This window comes from Pararhizobium sp. PWRC1-1 (genome assembly GCF_049897905.1).
GTDB lineage: Bacteria > Pseudomonadota > Alphaproteobacteria > Rhizobiales > Rhizobiaceae > Pararhizobium.
Genome location: NZ_JAFCXE010000026.1, coordinates 21,190 through 40,243 on the forward strand (window position 1 = coordinate 21,190; position 19,054 = coordinate 40,243).

20 protein-coding genes are annotated in these 19,054 nt (G+C 59.1%); 7 read left to right on the plus strand and 13 right to left on the minus strand.

The genetic code is table 11. The features are described from left to right. Positions 1 to 2 precede the first annotated feature (2 nt). From ACP7E0_RS28975 to ACP7E0_RS29005, 7 genes are all read right to left on the minus strand, one after another. Complete coding sequence (locus tag ACP7E0_RS28975) at positions 3 to 983, minus strand: methyltetrahydrofolate cobalamin methyltransferase (RefSeq protein ID WP_426130100.1); 981 nt, start codon at positions 981 to 983, stop codon at positions 3 to 5. A gap of 94 nt (positions 984 to 1,077) precedes the next feature. Beyond that, entirely contained in the window at positions 1,078 to 2,172 is a 1,095-nt protein-coding gene (locus tag ACP7E0_RS28980; RefSeq protein WP_426130101.1) for a methylenetetrahydrofolate reductase, read from the minus strand. Between the two features lie 3 nt (positions 2,173 to 2,175). Further along, complete coding sequence (locus ACP7E0_RS28985; RefSeq protein ID WP_426130103.1) at positions 2,176 to 2,754, minus strand: methylenetetrahydrofolate reductase C-terminal domain-containing protein; 579 nt, start codon at positions 2,752 to 2,754, stop codon at positions 2,176 to 2,178. After that, complete coding sequence (locus ACP7E0_RS28990) at positions 2,747 to 3,049, minus strand: virulence factor (RefSeq protein WP_426130104.1); 303 nt, start codon at positions 3,047 to 3,049, stop codon at positions 2,747 to 2,749. Before ACP7E0_RS28990 ends, ACP7E0_RS28985 begins: the two co-directional genes overlap by 8 nt. Before the next feature lie 112 nt (positions 3,050 to 3,161). Next, on the minus strand, positions 3,162 to 3,938 hold the full coding sequence (locus ACP7E0_RS28995) for a formyl transferase (RefSeq protein ID WP_426130106.1): 777 nt from the start codon (positions 3,936 to 3,938) through the stop codon (positions 3,162 to 3,164). Between the two features lie 20 nt (positions 3,939 to 3,958). Next, positions 3,959 to 4,603, minus strand: a complete 645-nt coding sequence (locus ACP7E0_RS29000; protein ID WP_426130108.1) for an exopolysaccharide biosynthesis protein — start codon at positions 4,601 to 4,603, stop codon at positions 3,959 to 3,961. Between the two features lie 122 nt (positions 4,604 to 4,725). Then, a complete protein-coding gene (locus tag ACP7E0_RS29005; RefSeq protein WP_426130110.1) occupies positions 4,726 to 5,346 on the minus strand; it encodes a DUF1638 domain-containing protein in 621 nt (206 codons plus the stop codon). A 35-nt stretch (positions 5,347 to 5,381) separates the two neighbouring features. On the opposite strand from ACP7E0_RS29005, the gene ACP7E0_RS29010 reads away from it, so the two are divergent. After that, positions 5,382 to 5,540, plus strand: coding sequence for an entericidin (locus tag ACP7E0_RS29010; RefSeq protein WP_426130112.1), 159 nt, complete (start codon positions 5,382 to 5,384; stop codon positions 5,538 to 5,540). A 74-nt stretch (positions 5,541 to 5,614) separates the two neighbouring features. Here ACP7E0_RS29010 and ACP7E0_RS29015 read toward each other — a convergent pair whose 3' ends face one another. Continuing rightward, a complete protein-coding gene (locus tag ACP7E0_RS29015) occupies positions 5,615 to 6,313 on the minus strand; it encodes a corrinoid protein (RefSeq protein WP_426130114.1) in 699 nt (232 codons plus the stop codon). A gap of 371 nt (positions 6,314 to 6,684) precedes the next feature. On the opposite strand from ACP7E0_RS29015, the gene ACP7E0_RS29020 reads away from it, so the two are divergent. From ACP7E0_RS29020 to ACP7E0_RS29040, 5 genes are all read left to right on the plus strand, one after another. Beyond that, a complete protein-coding gene (locus tag ACP7E0_RS29020) occupies positions 6,685 to 8,256 on the plus strand; it encodes a trimethylamine methyltransferase family protein (RefSeq protein ID WP_426130116.1) in 1,572 nt (523 codons plus the stop codon). A 107-nt stretch (positions 8,257 to 8,363) separates the two neighbouring features. Then, the gene (locus ACP7E0_RS29025; protein ID WP_426130118.1) at positions 8,364 to 9,065 is read left to right on the plus strand and encodes a ferredoxin; all 702 of its coding nucleotides are present in this window, start codon (positions 8,364 to 8,366) and stop codon (positions 9,063 to 9,065) included. 94 nt (positions 9,066 to 9,159) lie between these two features. Then, positions 9,160 to 9,879 carry a phosphodiester glycosidase family protein gene (locus tag ACP7E0_RS29030; protein ID WP_426130120.1) on the plus strand — a complete coding sequence of 240 codons (720 nt, stop codon included), beginning with the start codon at positions 9,160 to 9,162 and terminating at the stop codon, positions 9,877 to 9,879. 79 nt (positions 9,880 to 9,958) lie between these two features. Beyond that, a complete protein-coding gene (locus tag ACP7E0_RS29035) occupies positions 9,959 to 10,480 on the plus strand; it encodes an RNA polymerase sigma factor (RefSeq protein ID WP_426130121.1) in 522 nt (173 codons plus the stop codon). Then, entirely contained in the window at positions 10,480 to 12,540 is a 2,061-nt protein-coding gene (locus ACP7E0_RS29040; RefSeq protein ID WP_426130123.1) for a vWA domain-containing protein, read from the plus strand. Before ACP7E0_RS29035 ends, ACP7E0_RS29040 begins: the two co-directional genes overlap by 1 nt. A gap of 85 nt (positions 12,541 to 12,625) precedes the next feature. Here the strand turns inward: ACP7E0_RS29040 and ACP7E0_RS29045 are convergent, their stop codons facing one another. Together ACP7E0_RS29045 and bmt are read right to left on the minus strand one after the other, a co-directional pair. Further along, a complete protein-coding gene (locus tag ACP7E0_RS29045; RefSeq protein ID WP_426130125.1) occupies positions 12,626 to 12,973 on the minus strand; it encodes a hypothetical protein in 348 nt (115 codons plus the stop codon). A 163-nt stretch (positions 12,974 to 13,136) separates the two neighbouring features. Further along, positions 13,137 to 14,153: a betaine--homocysteine S-methyltransferase gene (gene bmt, locus ACP7E0_RS29050; protein ID WP_426130126.1), complete on the minus strand. Its 1,017-nt coding sequence runs from the start codon at positions 14,151 to 14,153 to the stop codon at positions 13,137 to 13,139. Between the two features lie 198 nt (positions 14,154 to 14,351). On the opposite strand from bmt, the gene ACP7E0_RS29055 reads away from it, so the two are divergent. After that, entirely contained in the window at positions 14,352 to 15,473 is a 1,122-nt protein-coding gene (locus tag ACP7E0_RS29055; RefSeq protein WP_426130128.1) for an acyltransferase family protein, read from the plus strand. A 12-nt stretch (positions 15,474 to 15,485) separates the two neighbouring features. On the opposite strand, the gene ACP7E0_RS29060 is transcribed toward ACP7E0_RS29055, so the two are convergent. The 3 genes from ACP7E0_RS29060 to ACP7E0_RS29070 form a co-directional block, all read right to left on the minus strand. After that, positions 15,486 to 16,754 carry an O-antigen ligase family protein gene (locus ACP7E0_RS29060; RefSeq protein WP_426130130.1) on the minus strand — a complete coding sequence of 423 codons (1,269 nt, stop codon included), beginning with the start codon at positions 16,752 to 16,754 and terminating at the stop codon, positions 15,486 to 15,488. Between the two features lie 248 nt (positions 16,755 to 17,002). Then, positions 17,003 to 18,052, minus strand: a complete 1,050-nt coding sequence (locus ACP7E0_RS29065; protein WP_426130132.1) for a quaternary amine ABC transporter ATP-binding protein — start codon at positions 18,050 to 18,052, stop codon at positions 17,003 to 17,005. Beyond that, positions 18,045 to 18,953 carry an ABC transporter permease gene (locus ACP7E0_RS29070; RefSeq protein ID WP_426130134.1) on the minus strand — a complete coding sequence of 303 codons (909 nt, stop codon included), beginning with the start codon at positions 18,951 to 18,953 and terminating at the stop codon, positions 18,045 to 18,047. Before ACP7E0_RS29070 ends, ACP7E0_RS29065 begins: the two co-directional genes overlap by 8 nt. Positions 18,954 to 19,054 lie beyond the last annotated feature (101 nt).

Below are 19,054 nucleotides of genomic sequence, written 5' to 3' on the forward strand. Positions count from 1 at the left end.
GGTTATTCCGCCTTTGCGTCGGCCGGTTCTTCTGCCCGGGGTCCGGCGCGTCCTGCACGGCCGCCGCGGCGGCCACTGGAGGCGCCGGGTGCTGCTGCGGAAGGGGCCACATGGCCACCCGCCGGATTGTGATCGCGATAGGTCATGATCCAGGTGCCGCAATTCTGGTCCGTCCCGTTCAAGACGTTGGCCGCGCGAACGGCTTCCATTTCCTGCGGACGGCAGGGGTTCATGATCGCCGACGTCATGCCCGCACCGATAACCATGGGGATGAAGCCGGCATTGATGCCGTGACGATGTGGCAGGCCGAACGAGATGTTCGACAAGCCGCACGTGGTGTTAACCTTCAGCTCGTTGCGCAGACGGTAGAGCAGCGCGAAGACCTGGCGGCCCGCATCGCCGAGAGCGCCGATCGGCATGACCAGCGGATCGACCACGATATCGTGCGGCTTGATACCATAATCCATGGCGCGTTCGACAATTTTCTTCGCAACTGCGAAGCGGACGTCCGGATCCATCGAAATACCGGTTTCGTCGTTGGAGATGGCGACCACCGGAACGTCGTATTTCTTGCAGAGCGGCAGAATGGCCTCGAGCTTTTCTTCCTCGCCGGTGACGGAGTTGATCAGCGGCCGGCCCTTGGCAACCTTCAGCGCGGCTTCGATGGCGGCGGTGACCGAACTGTCGATCGACAGTGGCACATCGACCAGGCCCTGGACGATTTCGAGGGTGCGCACAAGCAGGCCCGGCTCGGTTTCGTTTGGGTTGACGGAGGTGACGCCGGCATTGACGTCGAGCATGGTGGCGCCCGCTGCCACCTGTTCCAGCGCGTCCTTGATCACCGTGTCGAAATTGCCGACGATCATCTCGGCGGCCAGCTTCTTGCGGCCGGTCGGGTTGATGCGTTCACCGATGACGCAGAAGGGCTGGTCGAAGCCGATGATGATTTCGCGGGTGGCGGAGGCAACGATGGTGCGGGTCATGTCTGATCCTTAAAGTCGGTGAGCGCTGTCTGATCGGCGCCGGGATGGTTGGTCAAAGGCCTAGCCTGCCGGCCGCGCCACAGTTGTCTGGTGTTCAATGCTGGCGGTGCGCCGCCACGTCGGCCATTTCCTCTTGGTTTTCCTGCTTGCCGTCGCGAATCGCATCGAGCCTTTCGGCGACGCGGCTGTCGCCGGGATTGGCTTCGCGTGTCCACGGCGTGCGTCCCTTGAGGACGCCGGATTCATGGACGATCTCGGCGACATACTCTTCCTGCCGGTAGGCCATCACATGCACGCCGGAAACACCCTTGATCTCCTTCACCTCGTTGATGATGTCGATGCAGAGCTGCTTGCCTTCCTTTTTCTGATCCTGCGCGCCCTCCAGCCGCTTGATGATTGCATCCGGAATATGGATGCCCGGCACGTTGTTGCGGATCCAGTTGGCGGTCTTTGCCGAAGCGAGCGGACCGACGCCGACGAGGATGAAGCATTTTTCATCGAAGCCGAGATCGCGCACCTTGTTCATATAGTCGCGGAACATCGGCACGTCGAAACAGTACTGGCTCTGGACGAACTGGGCACCGGCCTCGATTTTCTTGCCGAGCCTGTAGGGCCGGAAATCATAGGGTGGCGCGAAGGGGTTGATCGCCGCGCCGAGGAAGACCTGCGGCGGCGTCGTCAGCTTGCGGCCGGAGAGGAACTTGCCGTTGTCGCGCATGATGCGCACGGTTTCCAGCAGCGACATGCAGTCGAGGTCGAAGACCGGCTTGGCGCCGGGCTGGTCGCCGGCCTGCACGCCGTCGCCGGTCAGGCACATCATGTTGGCGACGCCCATGGCGGCGGCACCCAGCACGTCGCCCTGAATGGCGATACGGTTCTTGTCGCGGCAGGCAATCTGCATGATCGGCGCATAGCCCATGCGGGTCAAAAGCGCGCAGATGCCGACCGACGACATATGGCAGTTGGCGCCGGACGCATCGACCGCATTGATGCCGTCAACCCAGCCCTCGAAAATGGCGGCGCGTTCGTAGACATCTTCCGGATTGGCGCTGTCGGGCGGGTTCAGTTCGGCGGTGACGGCGAATTCGCCGCGGCGCAGGACGCGCTCCAGGCGGCCGCGCGAGGAATGGCCGGGCAGGGGATCGAGCGGAAGATGGCGGCCCAGCGGATTTTCGTCGATATGGGCCATGGCTCAGGCGTCCTTTGCGGCGGCAGCGGCTTCACGGGCTTCGGCGGCCTGGGCGGTGACGCGCAGCCAGGACGAGGTTTCGCGCAGCGACTGATTGACGGGTTTCTGCACGTTCAGGATCGCATCCCCCTTCACCATGTTGCGCGAGCCTTCCCAGGCTTTGACCCAGACGCAGGGCATATCCGGTTCGACTTCGCAATTGCCATTGGCCCGAACGCCGCCGCATGGGCCGTTGCGCAGCTGCTTGGGGCAGTTCATCGGGCAGGACATGCCGGTCGATGACAGAGCGCACTGGCCGCACATGCGACAGTCGAACAAAAGGCCTTTGACGTTGCGTTCGATGAAGGTGACCGGCGCTTCAACACGACTGTAGCCGATGGCCTTCCAGAGAGGATGAAGAAGCAGGAAGACATCGGCAAAGCGGTGGTAGAACCATTCGAGGAAACGCGAGTGGCGTACGGCCCAGAGGCGGATCGTATAGCTGCGGCGCGAGCGGCGGTTGGGCGAAACACTGGCCGGCGTATAGGCACCAGTGGCGGCCTTCTTGGCAGGCGCAGCATTGCCGGGTTTTGCGTCAGCCATTGTCTTTGCCGCCGGATTTGACCAGGGCAACCAGCCGCTCCTTGTCGTAGGCTGCTTCCAGCTCGGCGGCGGCCTTGTCGGCCTCAAACTCGAGGTCGTCGGAGACCGGTGTCGGGTCGGCCTTGCGCCATTCCGCCAGATAGTCGCCGCTATCGGCAGCACCGGTTCGCATGGCGCACATGTCGATCGCTTCGGTAAAGCGCAGGGTCAGCTCGCGCTTGGCGGTCTTGCGGCCCTGCTTGATGATGACTTGCGCTGGAATATCGCGCCAGTAAACGATAATGCGATCTGCCATATGCCCGAATTCTCCTCTTGCGTGACAATGCGCATCTTGCCACGTCATGGCTCACCTTGGCACGACGCGCGTCATGCTCAAAAGCGACTTGTCACCAGTGTTGATGATATAACTACCAAATACCGCGGGAGAAGCCATTCCAGAGCCATGTCCAGATCGGCGGATGATACCATTGGCGCGAATTGCCGTTTGCCGGCAGAGGCTTGAGATTGCCCGACAGCGCATCGTCGACGGCGCGGATGGCAATGTCCGTTGACGCTGCGGTCTGCAACAACGGATAGGTGTGCATCGTGTCGTTTTTCGACGGTGTCATGCGCGACTGATAAAGAATGTCGCCGGTATCGACACCCGCATCGACCAGGTGCACCGTTGCCCCGAAGTTGGCCTCGTCGTTTTCCACGCGCGCCCAGTATCCACCCATCAAGCCGCGATACTGCGGATTGATGCCGGCATGGAAGTTGACGACCGGGCAGGGCATGGCTGACAGCGTCGATGAGGACAGCATGCGGCAGCTGACAAGGAACACGACCGTCGGATTTTTGGCGCGGATCTGCTCTATTGCTTCAGGCGTGTTGATGGAGCCGACTGCAATCACAGGAATGGCCGGATTTTCGCGATCATCGACGTCGTATTGGCGCAGAATGTCTGCCGTGCGCTTATTGGTAAAGCGCTTGCCGAATTTCGAGGCCACCATTGTGGCAAACTGGCCAGCAGCCGTGATCAGCCCGAGTTTGCGCATACGGCGCTTGAGAAAGAGTTTCTTCGATTCCGGCTGTTCCAGCAGAACCGTGACGTTGCCAAAGCGGCTCTCAAGCGCATTGATCAGGATCTGCGGATTGCGTCCGCCGGCAGTGACGATGACGATCTGTTGGTTAGTTGCGGAAGTCATGCCGGCGATCACCGTCCGTCTTAGATGATGAAGGCCAGGATTGCGCCGGCCGCAAGGATGACACTCGCGGCGACCGCAAGGGAGACGATGCCGATCAGGGCGCCTGCAACCAGACCAAGGCCGTCCCGCTCCGTATGGGCAAAGCCGATGACGGCAAGCGCAAAGGCGGGCAGCCAGTTGCCGAAGGGAATGGGCAGGAAGATCACCACCGCCAGGATAAGCGCCAGCAGGCCAATGAACCGTTCGGCAAACCGGCTGCCGAGAAACCAGCCGCGCGGCTTGATCAGGGTTTCGGCGCGCTGCAGCCAGGGGGAGATACGGTTGACGAAGACGAAGAAGGTGGTGTTGTCGAAGGCATAGTCGCCTATGCGTTTGGGCAGCCAGATACGGGTGCGGCGTGAGGCAAACATCTGCCAGGCAATGAAAATCAGCGGCAGGCCGAGAATGAAGGTGGCGCCCGGTGGCAAGGGGATCAGGTTGGGAAGGGCAAAGACAACGAGGAAGGCGCCGAAGGAGCGGTCTTCCATGGCAACGGCAAGCTCGCGCAAGGTGATTTTCGAACCGGCATTGAGCGAGAGATTGCGCAGGAGTTGAGACAGTTGCTGCGGATGGTGGCTGTGTGCCGCAGTCCTCTCCGATAGGTCCGTTGCGAAAATGTCCGTCATCCCCGTCACCTTTTGTTGGTTTGTTCGGGTGATTTTGGCGGCAGGCAGTTACGATGCACTTAAATCAAATGCGGTGCTTGGTGCAAAATTGCGAGCAAGGCTAACAGATGGTTTCCGGTCGATCAGGCGTGCAGAAGCGCCGGGGTCAGATCGCCATAACCGGTGAAACGGTATTCGTAGGTCAGCCCCAACGTGGCTGCGGCTTTGCGGGCTTTTTCCTGCAGTTTTTCGTCTTCGACCTGCGAGAGGTAGATGAGTTTCTTGTAGTGGCCGAAATACATGTCGCGCAGTTCCGGGTGGCGGTCGAGGCCGAGCGGTTCGACGACGAAGGCCTCGAACTGGCGGGCGAGGAAATCAGTCAGGAAAAATGATGTAAAATCCTCGTCCCAGCCAGCCTCGAAAGCGGCATTGCCGGCGAAGAAGGAAAAACAGTGGGGTCCGGCGATGCGTTCAACCTTTTCGTCTTCGCAGAGCCTGTCGAGCAGGCCGCCCGTGCCGCAATCGGCATAGGCAACGAAGATGCGGCCAAAGCCTTCGGCGCGGGCCTTGTCGATGGCGTTCTTGATGCCGGGTGTGATCTTGTCGGGGGTGTTGTGCCAGATGGCGGGAAGACAGGTGAGGTCGATATGACCGAGCTTGTTGGCCTCGCAGACGGCGAGAATTTCGCGGGCAATCGCGCCGCAAGCGATGACGTGAACTTTTTCCGTTTTCGTGCGTTCCATAGCTGAAGATCTTTCTTCCACGCCAACGTTATCTGTCACAATAAGGAACCCGACCCATGACAGCAAAGACAATCGCCACGATCGGTCTCGTGCTCTTCTCCATCACCACGCTTGCTTCGTGCGGCAATACCATTCGCGGCATGGGCGCTGATGCCGCCAACACCGTGGATGCGACCCAGGATGCCGGCCGCAAGGTTGATCGCGCTGCCAACTAAAGGCTGGGCAAGAAATAAAAAAGCGGCCGCGCTTTTCATCAGCGGCCGGTTTTTGCATGGTCAAATTCGCTTGATCAGGTGCCGGCCATCTGGTTGTGCTTGCGCTTCATGAATTCCTTGGCCGTTTCCACGGCAACTGCCGCGTCGCGGCAATAGGCATCGGCACCGACAGCCCTGCCGAATTCCTCGTTCAGCGGCGCGCCGCCGACCAGGACGACATAATCGTCGCGCATGCCCTTTTCCTTCATCGTATCGATCACGACCTTCATATAAGGCATGGTCGTGGTCAAAAGGGCTGACATGCCGAGGATATCGGGCTTTTCGCGCTCGATCGCATCGAGGTAGTTTTCGACCGGGTTGTTGATCCCCAGATCGATGACGTCGAAGCCCGCACCTTCCATCATCATGCCGACAAGGTTCTTGCCGATGTCGTGGATATCGCCCTTGACGGTGCCAATGACCACCTTGCCCTGTTTTGGCGCGCCGGTGGCGGCGAGCAGCGGACGCAGGATGAACATGCCGGCCTTCATGGCGTTGGCCGATAGAAGAACTTCAGGAACGAACAGGATGCCATCGCGGAAATCGACGCCGACGATCCGCATGCCTTCGACCAATGCCTGGGTGAGAACATCATAGGGCGCCCAGCCGCGCTTCAGCAGGATTTGGGTCGCATCCTCGATCTCTTCCTTCATGCCGTCGTAGAGATCGTCATGCATCTGCTGCACGAGCTCGTCGTCGGAAAGATCCTCGAGAATGATTTCGTCGTCTGCCATGATGGTTTTCCTCGGTTCCTGGCGCTGTCAGGCTCAAACCTCCCCGACGCAGCTACTATACTTAGCTTTGTTGGTTCCAAAAGCTCTTTTCGAAAGCGACGTCGCATGCGATGAAAAACGACGGCAGCACGATCGCTGCCAGCCCGCGTCAGGTACATCTCATAAAATCAGTGTATTGCCTGATTTGTCCGCCGAAAAATATGGTATCGGCAAGTCGGACCGGCCGAGCGTCAAGACGCGCGCGGCAGGCGTTAGCCGCGATCGTGTTCGAGTTGCGCCACCCGTTGGCGCATTAAGAACCGTTCGGATTCTGGGGCTTGGTAGCATAGGCTCGACATGTGCGCAGACGAGGCGCGGGAGAGGACACAGAAATGACTGAGCTGACGGAACAGACGGAAGAAACCGGCGGACGCCGCACACGCGGTGAAGGCCGGGGTGCGGCCGCACGCCGCGCATCGCGCACCGGCGGTGGTGCACCGCCGTCGCTTCCCTACATCACCCGTAAGATCCGCGAGTACGAAGTTCTCGATGAAGAGGGTCTGGCGCTGATCGAGGCCAATGCCGACCTGATCCTTGAAGAGATCGGCATCGAGTTCCGTGACGACGAAGAGGCGCTGGCGCTTTGGAAACAGGCCGGAGCCGACGTGCGCGGACAGCGGGTACATTTCCCCAAGGGCCTCTGCCGCGAACTTTTGAAGACTGCTCCGTCCACCTTCACCTGGCATGCGCGCAATCCCGAGCGCAACGTCCAGATCGGCGGCAAGGCGACGGTGTTCGCACCGGTTTACGGACCTCCCTTCGTTCGCGACCTCGAAGGCCAGCGCCGCTACGCGACGATCGAGGACTTCCGCAATTTCGTAAAACTCGCCTATATGGCGCCGTCGATGCATTCTTCGGGCGGTACCGTCTGTGAGCCGGTCGATGTTCCGGTCAACAAGCGCCATCTCGATATGGTCTATAGCCATATAAAATATTCCGACAAGCCGTTCATGGGCTCGGTGACGGCACCGGAACGCGCCGAAGACACGATCGCCATGGCCAAGCTGGTGTTCGGCGATGATTTCGTCGAAAACAATTGCGTCACGCTGAACCTGATCAACGCCAACTCGCCGATGGTTTTCGATGAGACCATGGTCGGTGCCCTGAAGGTCTATGCCCGGCACAACCAGGCCTGTGTCGTTTCTCCGTTCATTCTCTCCGGCGCCATGAGCCCGGTAACGGTGGCAGGGACTTTGACCCAAATTCTCGCCGAAGTGCTGGCCGGTGCTGCGTTCACGCAGCTGATCCGGCCCGGCGCGCCGGTGCTGTTCGGCACGTTTGCCGCCTCGATCTCCATGCAGTCGGGTGCGCCGACCTTCGGTACACCGGAACCGTCGCTGGTGTCCTATGGCGCAGCCCAGCTCGCCCGCCGTCTCGGCCTGCCATTCCGCACCGGCGGCTCGCTCTGTGGATCGAAGGTTCCGGATGCGCAGGCAGCCCACGAATCGGCCAACACACTGAACATGACGCTGCTTGCGGGTACGAACTTCGTCTTGCACGCCGCCGGCTGGCTTGAGGGTGGCTTGGTATCGTCCTATGAAAAGTTCATGATCGATCAGGACCAGCTCGGCATGATGCAGAAGATGGCTGAAGGTATCGATCTCTCCGAGGACGCGCAGGCGCTCGATGCGATCCGCGAAGTCGGCCCCGGCAGCCACTATCTCGGCTGCGCCCATACGCAGGCCAATTTCCAGACGGCGTTCTATCGCTCGGCGCTCGCCGACAACAATTCCTTCGAACAGTGGGAAATCGAGGGCGAGAAGCGCGTCGAGCAGCGCGCCAATGCGCTGGCCCGCAGCTGGCTGGAACATTACGAACGGCCGCCGCTCGATGCCGCGATCGACGAAGCGCTTCTCGACTTCATCGCCAAGAAGAAGGATTCGATGCCCGACGCCTTCACTTGAAGAGAGCCCGAACAAGCCAGGGAGCAAGGCGGAGCGGCGCAGGTAGCAGATTTCATCCAGAAGGAAGTCTGGCGCCCACATTATGACAGGCAGGGGCCGAAACCGAAATGACCGGTCCCGTGACATCCAACGATGTTTTGATTGAACTCCGTGTAGCGCTTGCGCCGCACGGAGTTTTTTTACGCGGTGTCGTCAGTGTCGCCGATGGCGAAACGGCGCCTGTCTTGAAGGACGGGCAGGCGGCTCGCAGTGTCGTGCTGCTGGGGAATGCTGGCGGCTCGATCTGGACCGAGTTCGAGCGCTGGCGCAATTCCTTGCCCGATCGCGGTGGCGAAAATCCGCTCGATCTCTGGTCGAAGGTGGTGATCGAACCGGTGGCGACGGCTTTTGGTGCCACCGCCTATTTCCCCTCCGATCCGCCTTGGCAACCGTTTCAGCAATGGGCGATGCAGGCTGAAGGACTACGACTATCGCCGCTCGGCATTCTCATTCATCCGGAATACGGCCTCTGGCACGGATATCGCGGCGCTCTTGGTTTCGCGCAGGCTCTGCCGCCGACGGAGAGCCCCAATCATCAGCATCCCTGCGACTACTGTGCCGATAGGCCCTGTCTCTCCAGCTGTCCGGCGCAGGCTGTATTGCCGTCCGGATTTCAGGTCGCACCTTGCCGCGCCCACTTGAAAACAAGGGAAGGGCAGGCCGGCTGCATGGCCGGAGGATGTATCGCCCGCAATGCCTGTCCCGTCGGAACCGAGTATTGCTATCCGGTGGAACAGCTGCATTTTCATATGACTGCCCTGAGTTTATAAAATTCCTGCCTCCATTTTGCTGTTGTCGGACGACAAGGTCAGGCGTGTCTGAAATGAGGTGGGAATGTTTCGTTCTTTGAGTATCGGGTTGGCCATGACCACATCCATTCTTTCTGCCGGGGAGGCTGAGGCTGCCTGCCGTAAGGTGATGCACCTGACGCAAAGTTATGCCGTTTGCAGCTTCGATCCTGCTGCAAACGACATCGGCATCTTTCATCGCGGCCGCGATGGCCAACCCTATGGTGGCTTTGAACCCCTCATACGGGATCTGCGGCAAGAGGGAGAGTATCTCGAATTCGCCATGAATGGCGGCATGTACGAACGCGATCTGACATCGGTCGGCCTGCTGGTGACCGATGGCGTCGAGTGCAAGGCGATCGATCGGGGGTATAGCTGGGGCAATTTTTACCTAAAACCCAACGGCGTTTTCTTTCTGCAGGGTGACCGCGCCGGTGTCCTTGAGACCGAGGCCTATGTCGATGCGGCGATCAAGCCGGATTTTGCGACGCAATCCGGGCCGATGCTGGTGATCGACGGGCAACTGCATTCGGCCTTGCTTCCGAAAAGCGATAGCCTGCAAATCCGCAATGGTGTGGGCGTCGATCAGCAGGGCATGGCGGTTTTCGTTCTTTCGATGGAGCCGGTTCGCTTCCATGATTTTGCGACACTGTTTCGCGATCAGCTTGGTTGTGCCAATGCGCTCTTCCTCGATGGATCGATCTCCAGCCTGTTTGCTCCGGCTTTGGCTCGCTACGATAACACCCATCCGATGGGGCCGATCATTGCGGTGACACGGAAAATTCCGGGATCGTAAAAACAATTCCGGTTCGGACCCAAGGATCGGCCAGGACCGAACGTCTCAGTACCAGTTGCAACAAATCCGGGCGGGTGATTTGGACGAGGATCTTATCGAGCGGGCGCAGAAAGGCGATCGGAATGCCTTCGGCGTGCTCGTCGAACGGCATTATGATTTCGTCCATGCCGTTGCCTGGCGCTGGTCCGGCAATGCCGGCGATGCCGAGGATATTGCCCAGACGGTCTGCCTGAAGCTGGGGCAGGCGATCCGGGCGTTTCGCGGTGCCAGCCGTTTTCGCACCTGGCTCTATACGTTGACCTTGAATGCCGCGCGCGATCATCAGCGAAGCCAGTCACGGGAAAGGCGCAACGCCGCGAATTTCCTGGCTGACCCGACCAACGCTGCGGCAAACGACAATCAGGATCAGACCGAGGCGCTTTGGGAAGCAGTGCGGCAACTGCCTGAAAAGCAAGGCGACGCCGTTCTGCTTGTCTATGGCGAGGGCCTGTCCCATGCCGCCGCCGCCGATGTCATGGGATGTTCGGAGGCAACGGTGTCCTGGCATGTGCATGAAGCCCGCAAACGGTTGAAAATCCTGCTCGGCAGGGAGACGATGTGATGAACGACGATCTGAAAAACCTCGGTCAGATGACCCCGCCAACGCCTTCACCGGCTGCGCGCGCACACGCCCTGTCGCTGGCGATGCAGGCTTTCGACGCATCTGAAAATAATTCTGAGGTTCCCCAAGGAACCACCGGTGGCCGGCGTCAAAGCTCCATATTCAACAGGCTATGGAGCCCCGTCATGAACAGGAAATTTCTCGCAGGTTCGGCACTTGCCACGCTTTTGGTGGTGCCCGCCGCCGCTTTTCTCACGCTGGAACTGACGCGGCAGGGATTGCCGGTGGATACGGGCGAGCAACAGGTCGAGGTGGCAGGCCGTGTTGCGTCAAAGGACGCTGAAGCAAAGAAAATGGCGCCGTCGAAACCCAAAGCAGATTCTTCGGCAGAGACGCTCGCGGCGGAGAGCAATGCGCCAGCCCAGCCTTCCGGCGCCCTTGCTGATCAGGTTGACGAGAAAGCTGTGGCAGAACCGGCACAGCAGAAGGCCGAATTCGACGCGGCAGGCCAGACACGCAAGACGCAATCCGCCGCGGCCCCGGCTGCGATCGCAACGGAATCGTTGATCGGCGGATCGAACGTTGAAATCATGCCGTCACCCGCGCCCGTCGATACCGTCTCGCAACCGGACGAAAACCGCGACCGCTTCACCTCGGTTGACACCAGTGCGGTCAAGTCCGTCGCCACCGATCCGGTTTCCACCTTCTCGGCCGATGTCGACACAGCGTCCTATTCCTTCGTGCGCAAATCGCTGATGGCGGGGGAGATGCCGGACCCTGACAGCGTGCGGGTCGAGGAAATGATCAACTATTTCCCGTACGATTGGCCGGGTCCAGACAGCAAGGACGCGCCGTTCAAGGCAACTGTCACCGTGCTGCCGACCCCGTGGAATGCCAATACGCAGCTGATGCATGTGGGGATCAAGGGCTATGACGTTGCTCCGGCCGTGGCGCCGCGCGCCAACCTGGTGTTCCTGATCGATGTGTCCGGGTCTATGGACGAGCCGGACAAGCTGCCGCTCCTGAAAAGCGCCTTCCGGTTGCTGGTCGAAAAGTTGAAGCCTGAAGACACCGTGTCGATCGTCACCTATGCCGGTAATGCCGGCACGGTGCTGGAGCCCACCGCGATCAAGGACAAGGCGAAAATCCTATCGGCAATCGATACGCTGCAGCCGGGCGGGTCGACAGCGGGCGCGCAAGGGTTAGAGGCGGCTTACAATCTGGCGCAGCAGGCCTTCGTCAAAGGCGGCGTCAACCGCATCATGCTGGCTACCGACGGCGATTTCAATGTCGGTCCATCGAGTGATGAAGAACTCAAGGCAACGATCGAAGCCAAGCGCAAGAGCGGTGTCTTCCTGTCGGTGCTCGGCTTTGGCCGCGGCAATTACAACGACGCGCTGATGCAGACGCTGGCGCAGAACGGCAATGGTACGGCCGCCTATATCGATACGCTGGCCGAAGCGCAGAAATCGCTGGTCGAGGAGGCGGGGTCATCGCTTTTCCCGATTGCCAAGGATGTGAAATTCCAGGTGGAGTTCAATCCACAGCAAATCGCCGAATACCGGCTAATCGGCTACGAGACCCGCGCCCTGAAGCGCGAGGATTTCAACAATGACAAGGTCGATGCCGGCGATATCGGCTCGGGCCACCGCGTTACCGCGATTTACGAGATCACGCCGAAGGGAAGCCCGGCGGTTCTCAATGACAACCTGCGCTACGGTGCTGCCCCGGCCGATCAGGCCGACGCCAAGCCATCCGGCGAATTGGCTTTCCTGAAAATCCGCTACAAGCAACCGGATAGCGATACGAGCAAGCTCATCACCACGCCGGTAACGGAAGGCAACGCCGTGACGACATTGGAGCAGGCCGGGCCGGATGTCCGGTTTTCCATCGCGGTCGCGGCCTTTGGCCAAAAACTGCGGGGAACAGATGCCGTGTCCGCCTATCCCTATGGCTCGATCCTTGACCTTGCATCTGGCGCAAAGGGCGAAGATGGCTACGGCTACCGGGCAGAGTTCCTCAATCTGGTGCGGCTCGCCAAGAGCCTCAGCGGAGAATAACGGACGGCAAAACACTGGCCACAACGCTCTCCGCTGAAGCGCAGGGCGTTGTGTTATGGCGGGTGGGGAGTGGATCGCTGCGTGATCAGGCTTTCGGATAAGCCTTTTCCAGTCCACCCGAACGGATGAGGCCAGTTCGGAATGCCTGATAGGCCGCATGCTGGCTGGATTTCGCCGCTTCCATCAACCGGATCTGCAGCCGGGCAGGGGCGCTGGAACCCAGCCATTCGCCGAGTCTTTCAAGCTTCAGCGAATTCAGGAGCTTTGCTTCGGACGCAAGGTCGAGGTGACGGTACAGGCCTTCGATCAGGCTTTCGTCCTGTGCGGCATTTTCCATCAGCAATGCCAGATAGGATTGTTCGCTTTCACCAAGTGCCGTCAGTTTTACGGCAACGGAATCGCGGTCAGGAAACGGGGCTGAAGTGCCGTTCATGTCTGGTCTTTCTATAGTCTCTATCGGCGCGATGATAGCGGATCAGGCTGGGGCAAAACTGGATCCGCCTATTGCAGCACAAGCCGTAAGCTCACTGAATATGCAAAGGGCTCGAACTTTATCAGATGTTCGAGCCCTCTTTGTCTTTGTGGACGAACCGCAATCAGCCGCGGCGGCGGCTGCGCTCGCGGGCTGGTGCGGACGGGCCTTCGTTGGCAGTCTTGTTGCGCATCGGACCGATGCGTTCGACGATGGCTTCAACAGTCGGCCGTTCACCCGGCACATAGGTGTCTAGCGCAACACGCATCGCAGCGAGATGCTCGCACGAGGTGCCGCAGCAGCCGCCAATGATCTTTGCGCCGGCATCGCGGGCAAGGCGGGCATAGTCGGCCATCAGCGGCGGAGTGCCGGAATAATAGATTTCCGAGCCACGGAATTCCGGAATGCCGCAATTGCCCTTGATGATGATGTTTGCGTCCGGATTGGCGTCGGTCATGTCGAGCAGCGAGGAGAGGATGTCGGAAGCGCCGACGCCGCAATTGGCGCCGGTTGCGACCGGGCCGCTGCCGATGTCCTGGGCAACGGCGAACATGTCCTTCGGATGCAGGCCCATCATCGTCTTGCCGGCGGTATCGAACGATCCGGTATAGACGTAAGGCAGCCCAACCTTGACTGCCGCTTGCGCAGCAGCGCGGATTTCGTCAGTGGCGGACATTGTCTCGATCCAGGCGACTTCGGCGCCACCGGCCTTCAGACCCTCGATCTGCTCGACGAATGCCTCGACGGCATCTTCGTAACTCATGGCACCAAGCGGGATCAGCAGTTCACCGGTCGGGCCGACAGAACCGGCCGTGATCACCTTGCGCGGTGCCTTGTCGGCGACGGCGCGGGCAATTTCGGCGGCGCGCTTGTTGAGATCGTAAACGCGATCCTGTGCCTGGTGCAGTTTAAGGCGATGGCGCGTTCCGCCAAACGAGTTGGTCAGGATGATGTCCGCGCCCGCATCGACGAAATCCTGGTGCAGCTTGGTGATGTTTTCCGGCTTGGCCTCGTTCCAGAGCTCCGGTGCTTCGCCCGCTTCCAGGCCCATGGCAAACAGCGATGTGCCGGTCGCCCCATCGGCGAGAAGCACGCCCTTTTCGGCAAGCAGGTCGGAAAGCGGATTGGCGTGCACGGTCATGGCGGGTTCCTGATCATATCGGTTTTCACAATCATATAAAGATATCCTTATATGATTGCAATGGACCACCTTGCGGTATGTACACCTGATCTTAAACTTGGGACTTCAAAATAGCCGGGTTTCGTTTTGCCAAATCGTCCGGGCCTAACGGAGGGCATGCTCTTTTGAGAGATGTTGCGTGCCGAATGGAGGGAAGCAATGGCCAGTAGCACGACAACACCGAAGTTCCTCGCTCTGGAGTCGCTACGGGGATTTGCCGCGCTCGCTGTTGTCCTACATCACCTGAGCTATGACAGCTTTCTGACAAACAACAGCTTTGCCAAGCATGCCTATTTGATGGTCGATTTCTTCTTCGTGCTCAGCGGCTTCGTCATCGCCCTGAACTATGCCAATCGCCTTTCCAGTAAAGCCGAGATCGTCACCTTCCAGCGGCGCAGGTTCTGGCGTCTCTATCCGCTCCATTTTTTCACATTGATGGTTTTCCTACTTATTGAATGTCTGAAATATGCTTTCGAGCAGAGAACTGGCGTCATTTCTAACGTTCCTGCTTTTTCCACATCGGATGGTTCGGCATTTTTCGCCAATCTCTTCCTGCTTCAGGGTGTTGTCCTGAACAGGACGACTTTCAATTTACCGAGTTGGTCGATTTCGGTCGAATTCTGGACCTATCTCGTTTTCGCCTTGACGATAGGTTTTTTCCGGCTGCGGCTGATGACCGCCGCAGCGCTTTCGATTGGCGCGGCCGCGGTGCTCCTTTATCTCGAACAGGGTATGCTCGAGACACAGCCAATCTTTGCGCTTGTACGCTGCATCTACTCGTTCTTTCTGGGAAGCTGCGTTGCCTTCCTATTTGTCCGGGGTAGCTATCGCGTTGGAAGTTTGACCGCTTTGCTATTTCTCGCCTGTAGCGTTGCCGGGGTCTGGTACCTTGGCGGAACGAGGGCGGAGATTGCTCTTCCCGTCCTTTTCGCAATGACGATCTTCGTTGTCGCAGGGCTGAAGCAGGCCTCGGCTGCGCGACGTGTTCTGGAATATCCTGCCTTCGTCTGGTTGGGCACCGTCAGCTACAGCATCTACATGACCCATTCGATCGTAGGCTGGGTGGTGACGCAGGTTTTAAGGTTCGGCCTGAAATTGCCGACAGTCGCTGCAGAGAATGGCTATGTTGGGGTCCAGCTCTCACGGGAAGCATCGTTGGGTGTAGCGCTGCTATCGATCGTAGCGGTACTTCTCACCTCTTGGGTCACCTACAAATATATCGAGGATCCGTTCCGTCACGGATGGCCATCTCGCAGGCGGCTCTCTTCGCGGGGCACCTGAATTTTCAATCCCTCAAGGCTCTTCCCGCTTTAGCGAGTAGCGGGAGACGATCGTCAGACCGAATGATCCGAGTGCAAAGAGAAGCCACATGGGGTCGGCACGGTTCAAGTAGTAGGATTCCAGCATCCCGTTATAGGTCATGAAGACCACGATCATGAGCATGAAGTCGGCAAGCGCGCGGTTCTCAGGCCGCCGATAGGCCGTGAGATAGTCGAACAGCGGCTTTCCCATGAGGATAAGGATGACAGCCGAGCCTGCCGGCACACCAAACGCCAAAAGGGCGTCGAGATAGGTATTGTGCCCGGAGACGATGCCGCGCACGTCCCAGGCCGCCTCGAAATTGGCCTCCTGCCCGAGCACTGCAGGTGATAGCCAGAAACTGAAATAGCCGTAGCCATCCCAGAACCGGTCTCGAATCGAGGCAATCCCAAACCGCCAGATGTCGTCGCGACCCGTAAACGTCGGATCTTCCATCAGCCATGTCGTCAGAGCAAGCAGCTGCGGGGACATGACCGTGCCAATGGTCAGGCAGGCGATCACCGCCGTCAATATCAAATGGAGGGCGATCACCAGCCCAGGCCTGCCGAAGACTCTTGCCATGAACACCAGCATGATGGCGAGCGGAAGGAACCCGGTTGTTGTCTTGGATTGGGTTTTCAGCACGAAAAAGGCTGCGAGAAAGAAGATCGCGGCGCCACGTTTCACGAAACCGGAGCGCCAGCAATAGATGCCGAACATCGCGAGCACCGAGAAGACCGGCGCTGCAAAGTTCTTGTGTATCAAGTGACCGCGCCATGAGCCTGCATGCCAGGGTTCTCCACCGGCAGCCGTATGGGTTGCGGCGCCCGGGATCAGAAACACTGCGGCATAGTCGATCACAATCAATATCAGGACTGCAGTAGAGCATGCATTGACGAAGGACCGTTCTGAGCGCGGAAGCAGGAGAACGGCAGCCACGAGGGTCATGGATAGTGCTGTGAGCATAACGCCGCGCAATGCCGCTGCGGGGTCATAGGCTTGCATACTGGACCAGAACGCGATTGCAAAAACGACGATCCAGGCCGGAGACAGCAATGTAAGAAGTAGTTTTCGGTCTACGAAAATGAAAAGGCAAAACAGGTAGAGCGCGCTCAGCGAGAGATAGCCGACCTGATTGATGATATTGCCGTCATTCCCGGTGGGTTCGGTAAAGCCGCCGCCCTGAAACGGTGTCAGCGTCATGACAAGGATGAACATCGCCACACCCGCCAGGAATGCGGTTCCGGCATCGATCAAGCGCACTTGTACACCATCCAGCCCTGCGTGCTGGACTGAAACCGAATGAAAACCATCGCGATTTGACGGAAATGTCTGTCCCATCATGCTCCGCGGCCAGCGCCGATAGATGTTGGGGAACGCGTCCCTTTACGGCGCGCACCAACGGCCGCCGAGACCGTCAACACATGATGAACAGATGAGGTTAAGATAAGATTGAAAAGTGCTTGTCATGTCCGATCCCCCCGGTCCGGTTTGTACCGGGGGGGCGATGATTAGGCCGCCGCGCGGTTTGGCTCATGGCTGATCGGCGTCACCATGGCGGAAATGATCGTGCCGAGATCGATCGAGCCGACCGGCCGGCCATTGGCGTCGACGACATGGGCAATATTCTGGTTGGCCAGCGTCATCATCCGGGCGGCGCTTTCAAGCACGGTTCCAATCGTCACCGGCACACCTTCCGGGTTTCCGGATAGCGGTTTCATGATCGTTTCGACATTGATGACGCGGCCGCGGTTTACTTCCTTGACGAAGGCGGTGATGTATTCGTCGGCCGGTTTGAGCACGATCTCCTGGCCGGTTCCCTGCTGGATTACCTTGCCGTCGCGTAGGATGGCGATCTTGTCGCCGAGCCGCAGAGCTTCATCGAGGTCGTGGGTAATGAACACCACGGTCTTCTTCAGCTCCTTCTGCAGGTCGAGCAGAACCGTCTGCATATCGACGCGGATCAGCGGATCGAGCGCCGAATAGGCCTCGTCCATCAACAGGATATCGGCATCGTTGGTGAGCGCCCGGGCAAGGCCGACGCGCTGCTGCATGCCGCCCGAGAGCTGGTTGGGGTAGTGGTTTTCAAAACCCTTGAGCCCGACGCGTTCGATCCAGCCCTGTGCCCGCTTGCGGCTTTCATCCATCGGCACGCCCTGGATTTCCAGGCCGTAGACAGTGTTTTCGATGATCGTGCGATGGGGAAGGAGCGCAAACTTCTGAAACACCATCGCCGTCTTGTGGCGGCGAAATTCGCGCAGGTCGTTTTCGCTCATCTTGCAGACATCGACGCCGTCATAGAGCACTTCGCCGGCTGTCGGATCGATCAGGCGGTTGATGTGGCGGATCAGCGTCGATTTGCCCGAGCCGGACAGGCCCATGACCACCATGACGCCGCCGGCGGGCATGGAGATGTTGATGTCCTGCAGGCCGAGCACATGGCCATGTTTTTCATTGAGTTCGGTCTTACCGAGCCCGGCCTTGACCTGATCGACATAGTCGCGGCCGCGTGGTCCGAAAATCTTGTAGAGGTTCTTGACCTCGATTGCGTGACTAGCCATGGATCACCTCCGAGTGCTTTTGCAGACGCTTGCCATAGGCCTGGCTGGTGCGGTCAAAAATGATGGCGATCGCAACAAGCGCGAAACCATTGAAGAAGCCGACGGTGAAGAACTGGTTGTTGATCGCCTGGAGCACGTTGCGGCCAAGACCGCCGACGCCGACCATCGATGCGACCACGACCATGGCCAAAGACATCATGATGGTCTGGTTGATGCCAGCCATGATGGTCGGGAGCGCCAGCGGCATCTGAACATTTTTCAGCCGCTGCCAGGATGAGGAGCCGAAGGCGTCGGCTGCTTCCAGCACTTCCTTGTCCACCAGCCGTATCCCTAGATTGGTCAGGCGGATCATCGGCGGAACGGCATAGATGACGACGGCGATCAGGCCCGGAACCTTGCCGATGCCGAAGATCATCACCACAGGGATCAGATAGACGAAGCTCGGCATCGTCTGCATGACGTCGAGGATCGGATTGATGATCGACTGGGCGCGCTCGGAGCGGGCCATCAGGATACCGATCGGCAGGCCGACGATGATGGCGATGAACGTACAGACCGTAACCATGGCCAGGGTCACCATCGTGTCGTTCCACAGGCCAACGAGGCCGATCAGAAACATCGAGACGATGGTGCCGATGGTAATGCGCAGGTCGCGGCTGCCGTAATAGACGATGGCCACCATCACCGCCATGATAACGATCCAGGGCGAGCTGACGAACAGCTTTTCGAGATAGTTCAGAAACCATTGAAGCGGCTGGACGAGGGCATCGATGATATTGACATACTCGCGGACGAGGGCCTTGAAGCCATCATCGACGCTTTTTCGAGCCATTCGTATCGTCGTATCGTCGATCGCCGGAAATTTACAAAGCAGATCTGGCAAGTAACTGCATATTGCCATGTCGTTCCCCTTTTAACCGGAAGTTTTATAATGCCGGCCGCGTCATCATTGCCTTGTTCAGGCCTTCGCGCAGACTTGGGTGGCTTCTTTTCGAACCCCGG

Coding starts and splice junctions, on each gene's coding strand:
- ACP7E0_RS29000 (WP_426130108.1), bottom strand. CDS start 4,603: ATGACGGACATTTTCGCAACGGACCTATCGGAGAGGACTGCGGCACAC.
- bmt (WP_426130126.1), bottom strand. CDS start 14,153: ATGACCGTGCACGCCAATCCGCTTTCCGACCTGCTTGCCGAAAAGGGC.
- ACP7E0_RS28985 (WP_426130103.1), bottom strand. CDS start 2,754: ATGGCTGACGCAAAACCCGGCAATGCTGCGCCTGCCAAGAAGGCCGCC.
- ACP7E0_RS28975 (WP_426130100.1), bottom strand. CDS start 983: ATGACCCGCACCATCGTTGCCTCCGCCACCCGCGAAATCATCATCGGC.
- ACP7E0_RS29065 (WP_426130132.1), bottom strand. CDS start 18,052: ATGGCTAGTCACGCAATCGAGGTCAAGAACCTCTACAAGATTTTCGGA.
- ACP7E0_RS29070 (WP_426130134.1), bottom strand. CDS start 18,953: ATGGCAATATGCAGTTACTTGCCAGATCTGCTTTGTAAATTTCCGGCG.
- ACP7E0_RS28980 (WP_426130101.1), bottom strand. CDS start 2,172: ATGGCCCATATCGACGAAAATCCGCTGGGCCGCCATCTTCCGCTCGAT.
- ACP7E0_RS29055 (WP_426130128.1), top strand. CDS start 14,352: ATGGCCAGTAGCACGACAACACCGAAGTTCCTCGCTCTGGAGTCGCTA.
- ACP7E0_RS29040 (WP_426130123.1), top strand. CDS start 10,480: ATGAACGACGATCTGAAAAACCTCGGTCAGATGACCCCGCCAACGCCT.
- ACP7E0_RS29025 (WP_426130118.1), top strand. CDS start 8,364: ATGACCGGTCCCGTGACATCCAACGATGTTTTGATTGAACTCCGTGTA.
- ACP7E0_RS29020 (WP_426130116.1), top strand. CDS start 6,685: ATGACTGAGCTGACGGAACAGACGGAAGAAACCGGCGGACGCCGCACA.
- ACP7E0_RS29010 (WP_426130112.1), top strand. CDS start 5,382: ATGACAGCAAAGACAATCGCCACGATCGGTCTCGTGCTCTTCTCCATC.
- ACP7E0_RS29045 (WP_426130125.1), bottom strand. CDS start 12,973: ATGAACGGCACTTCAGCCCCGTTTCCTGACCGCGATTCCGTTGCCGTA.
- ACP7E0_RS29030 (WP_426130120.1), top strand. CDS start 9,160: ATGACCACATCCATTCTTTCTGCCGGGGAGGCTGAGGCTGCCTGCCGT.
- ACP7E0_RS28990 (WP_426130104.1), bottom strand. CDS start 3,049: ATGGCAGATCGCATTATCGTTTACTGGCGCGATATTCCAGCGCAAGTC.
- ACP7E0_RS29015 (WP_426130114.1), bottom strand. CDS start 6,313: ATGGCAGACGACGAAATCATTCTCGAGGATCTTTCCGACGACGAGCTC.
- ACP7E0_RS28995 (WP_426130106.1), bottom strand. CDS start 3,938: ATGACTTCCGCAACTAACCAACAGATCGTCATCGTCACTGCCGGCGGA.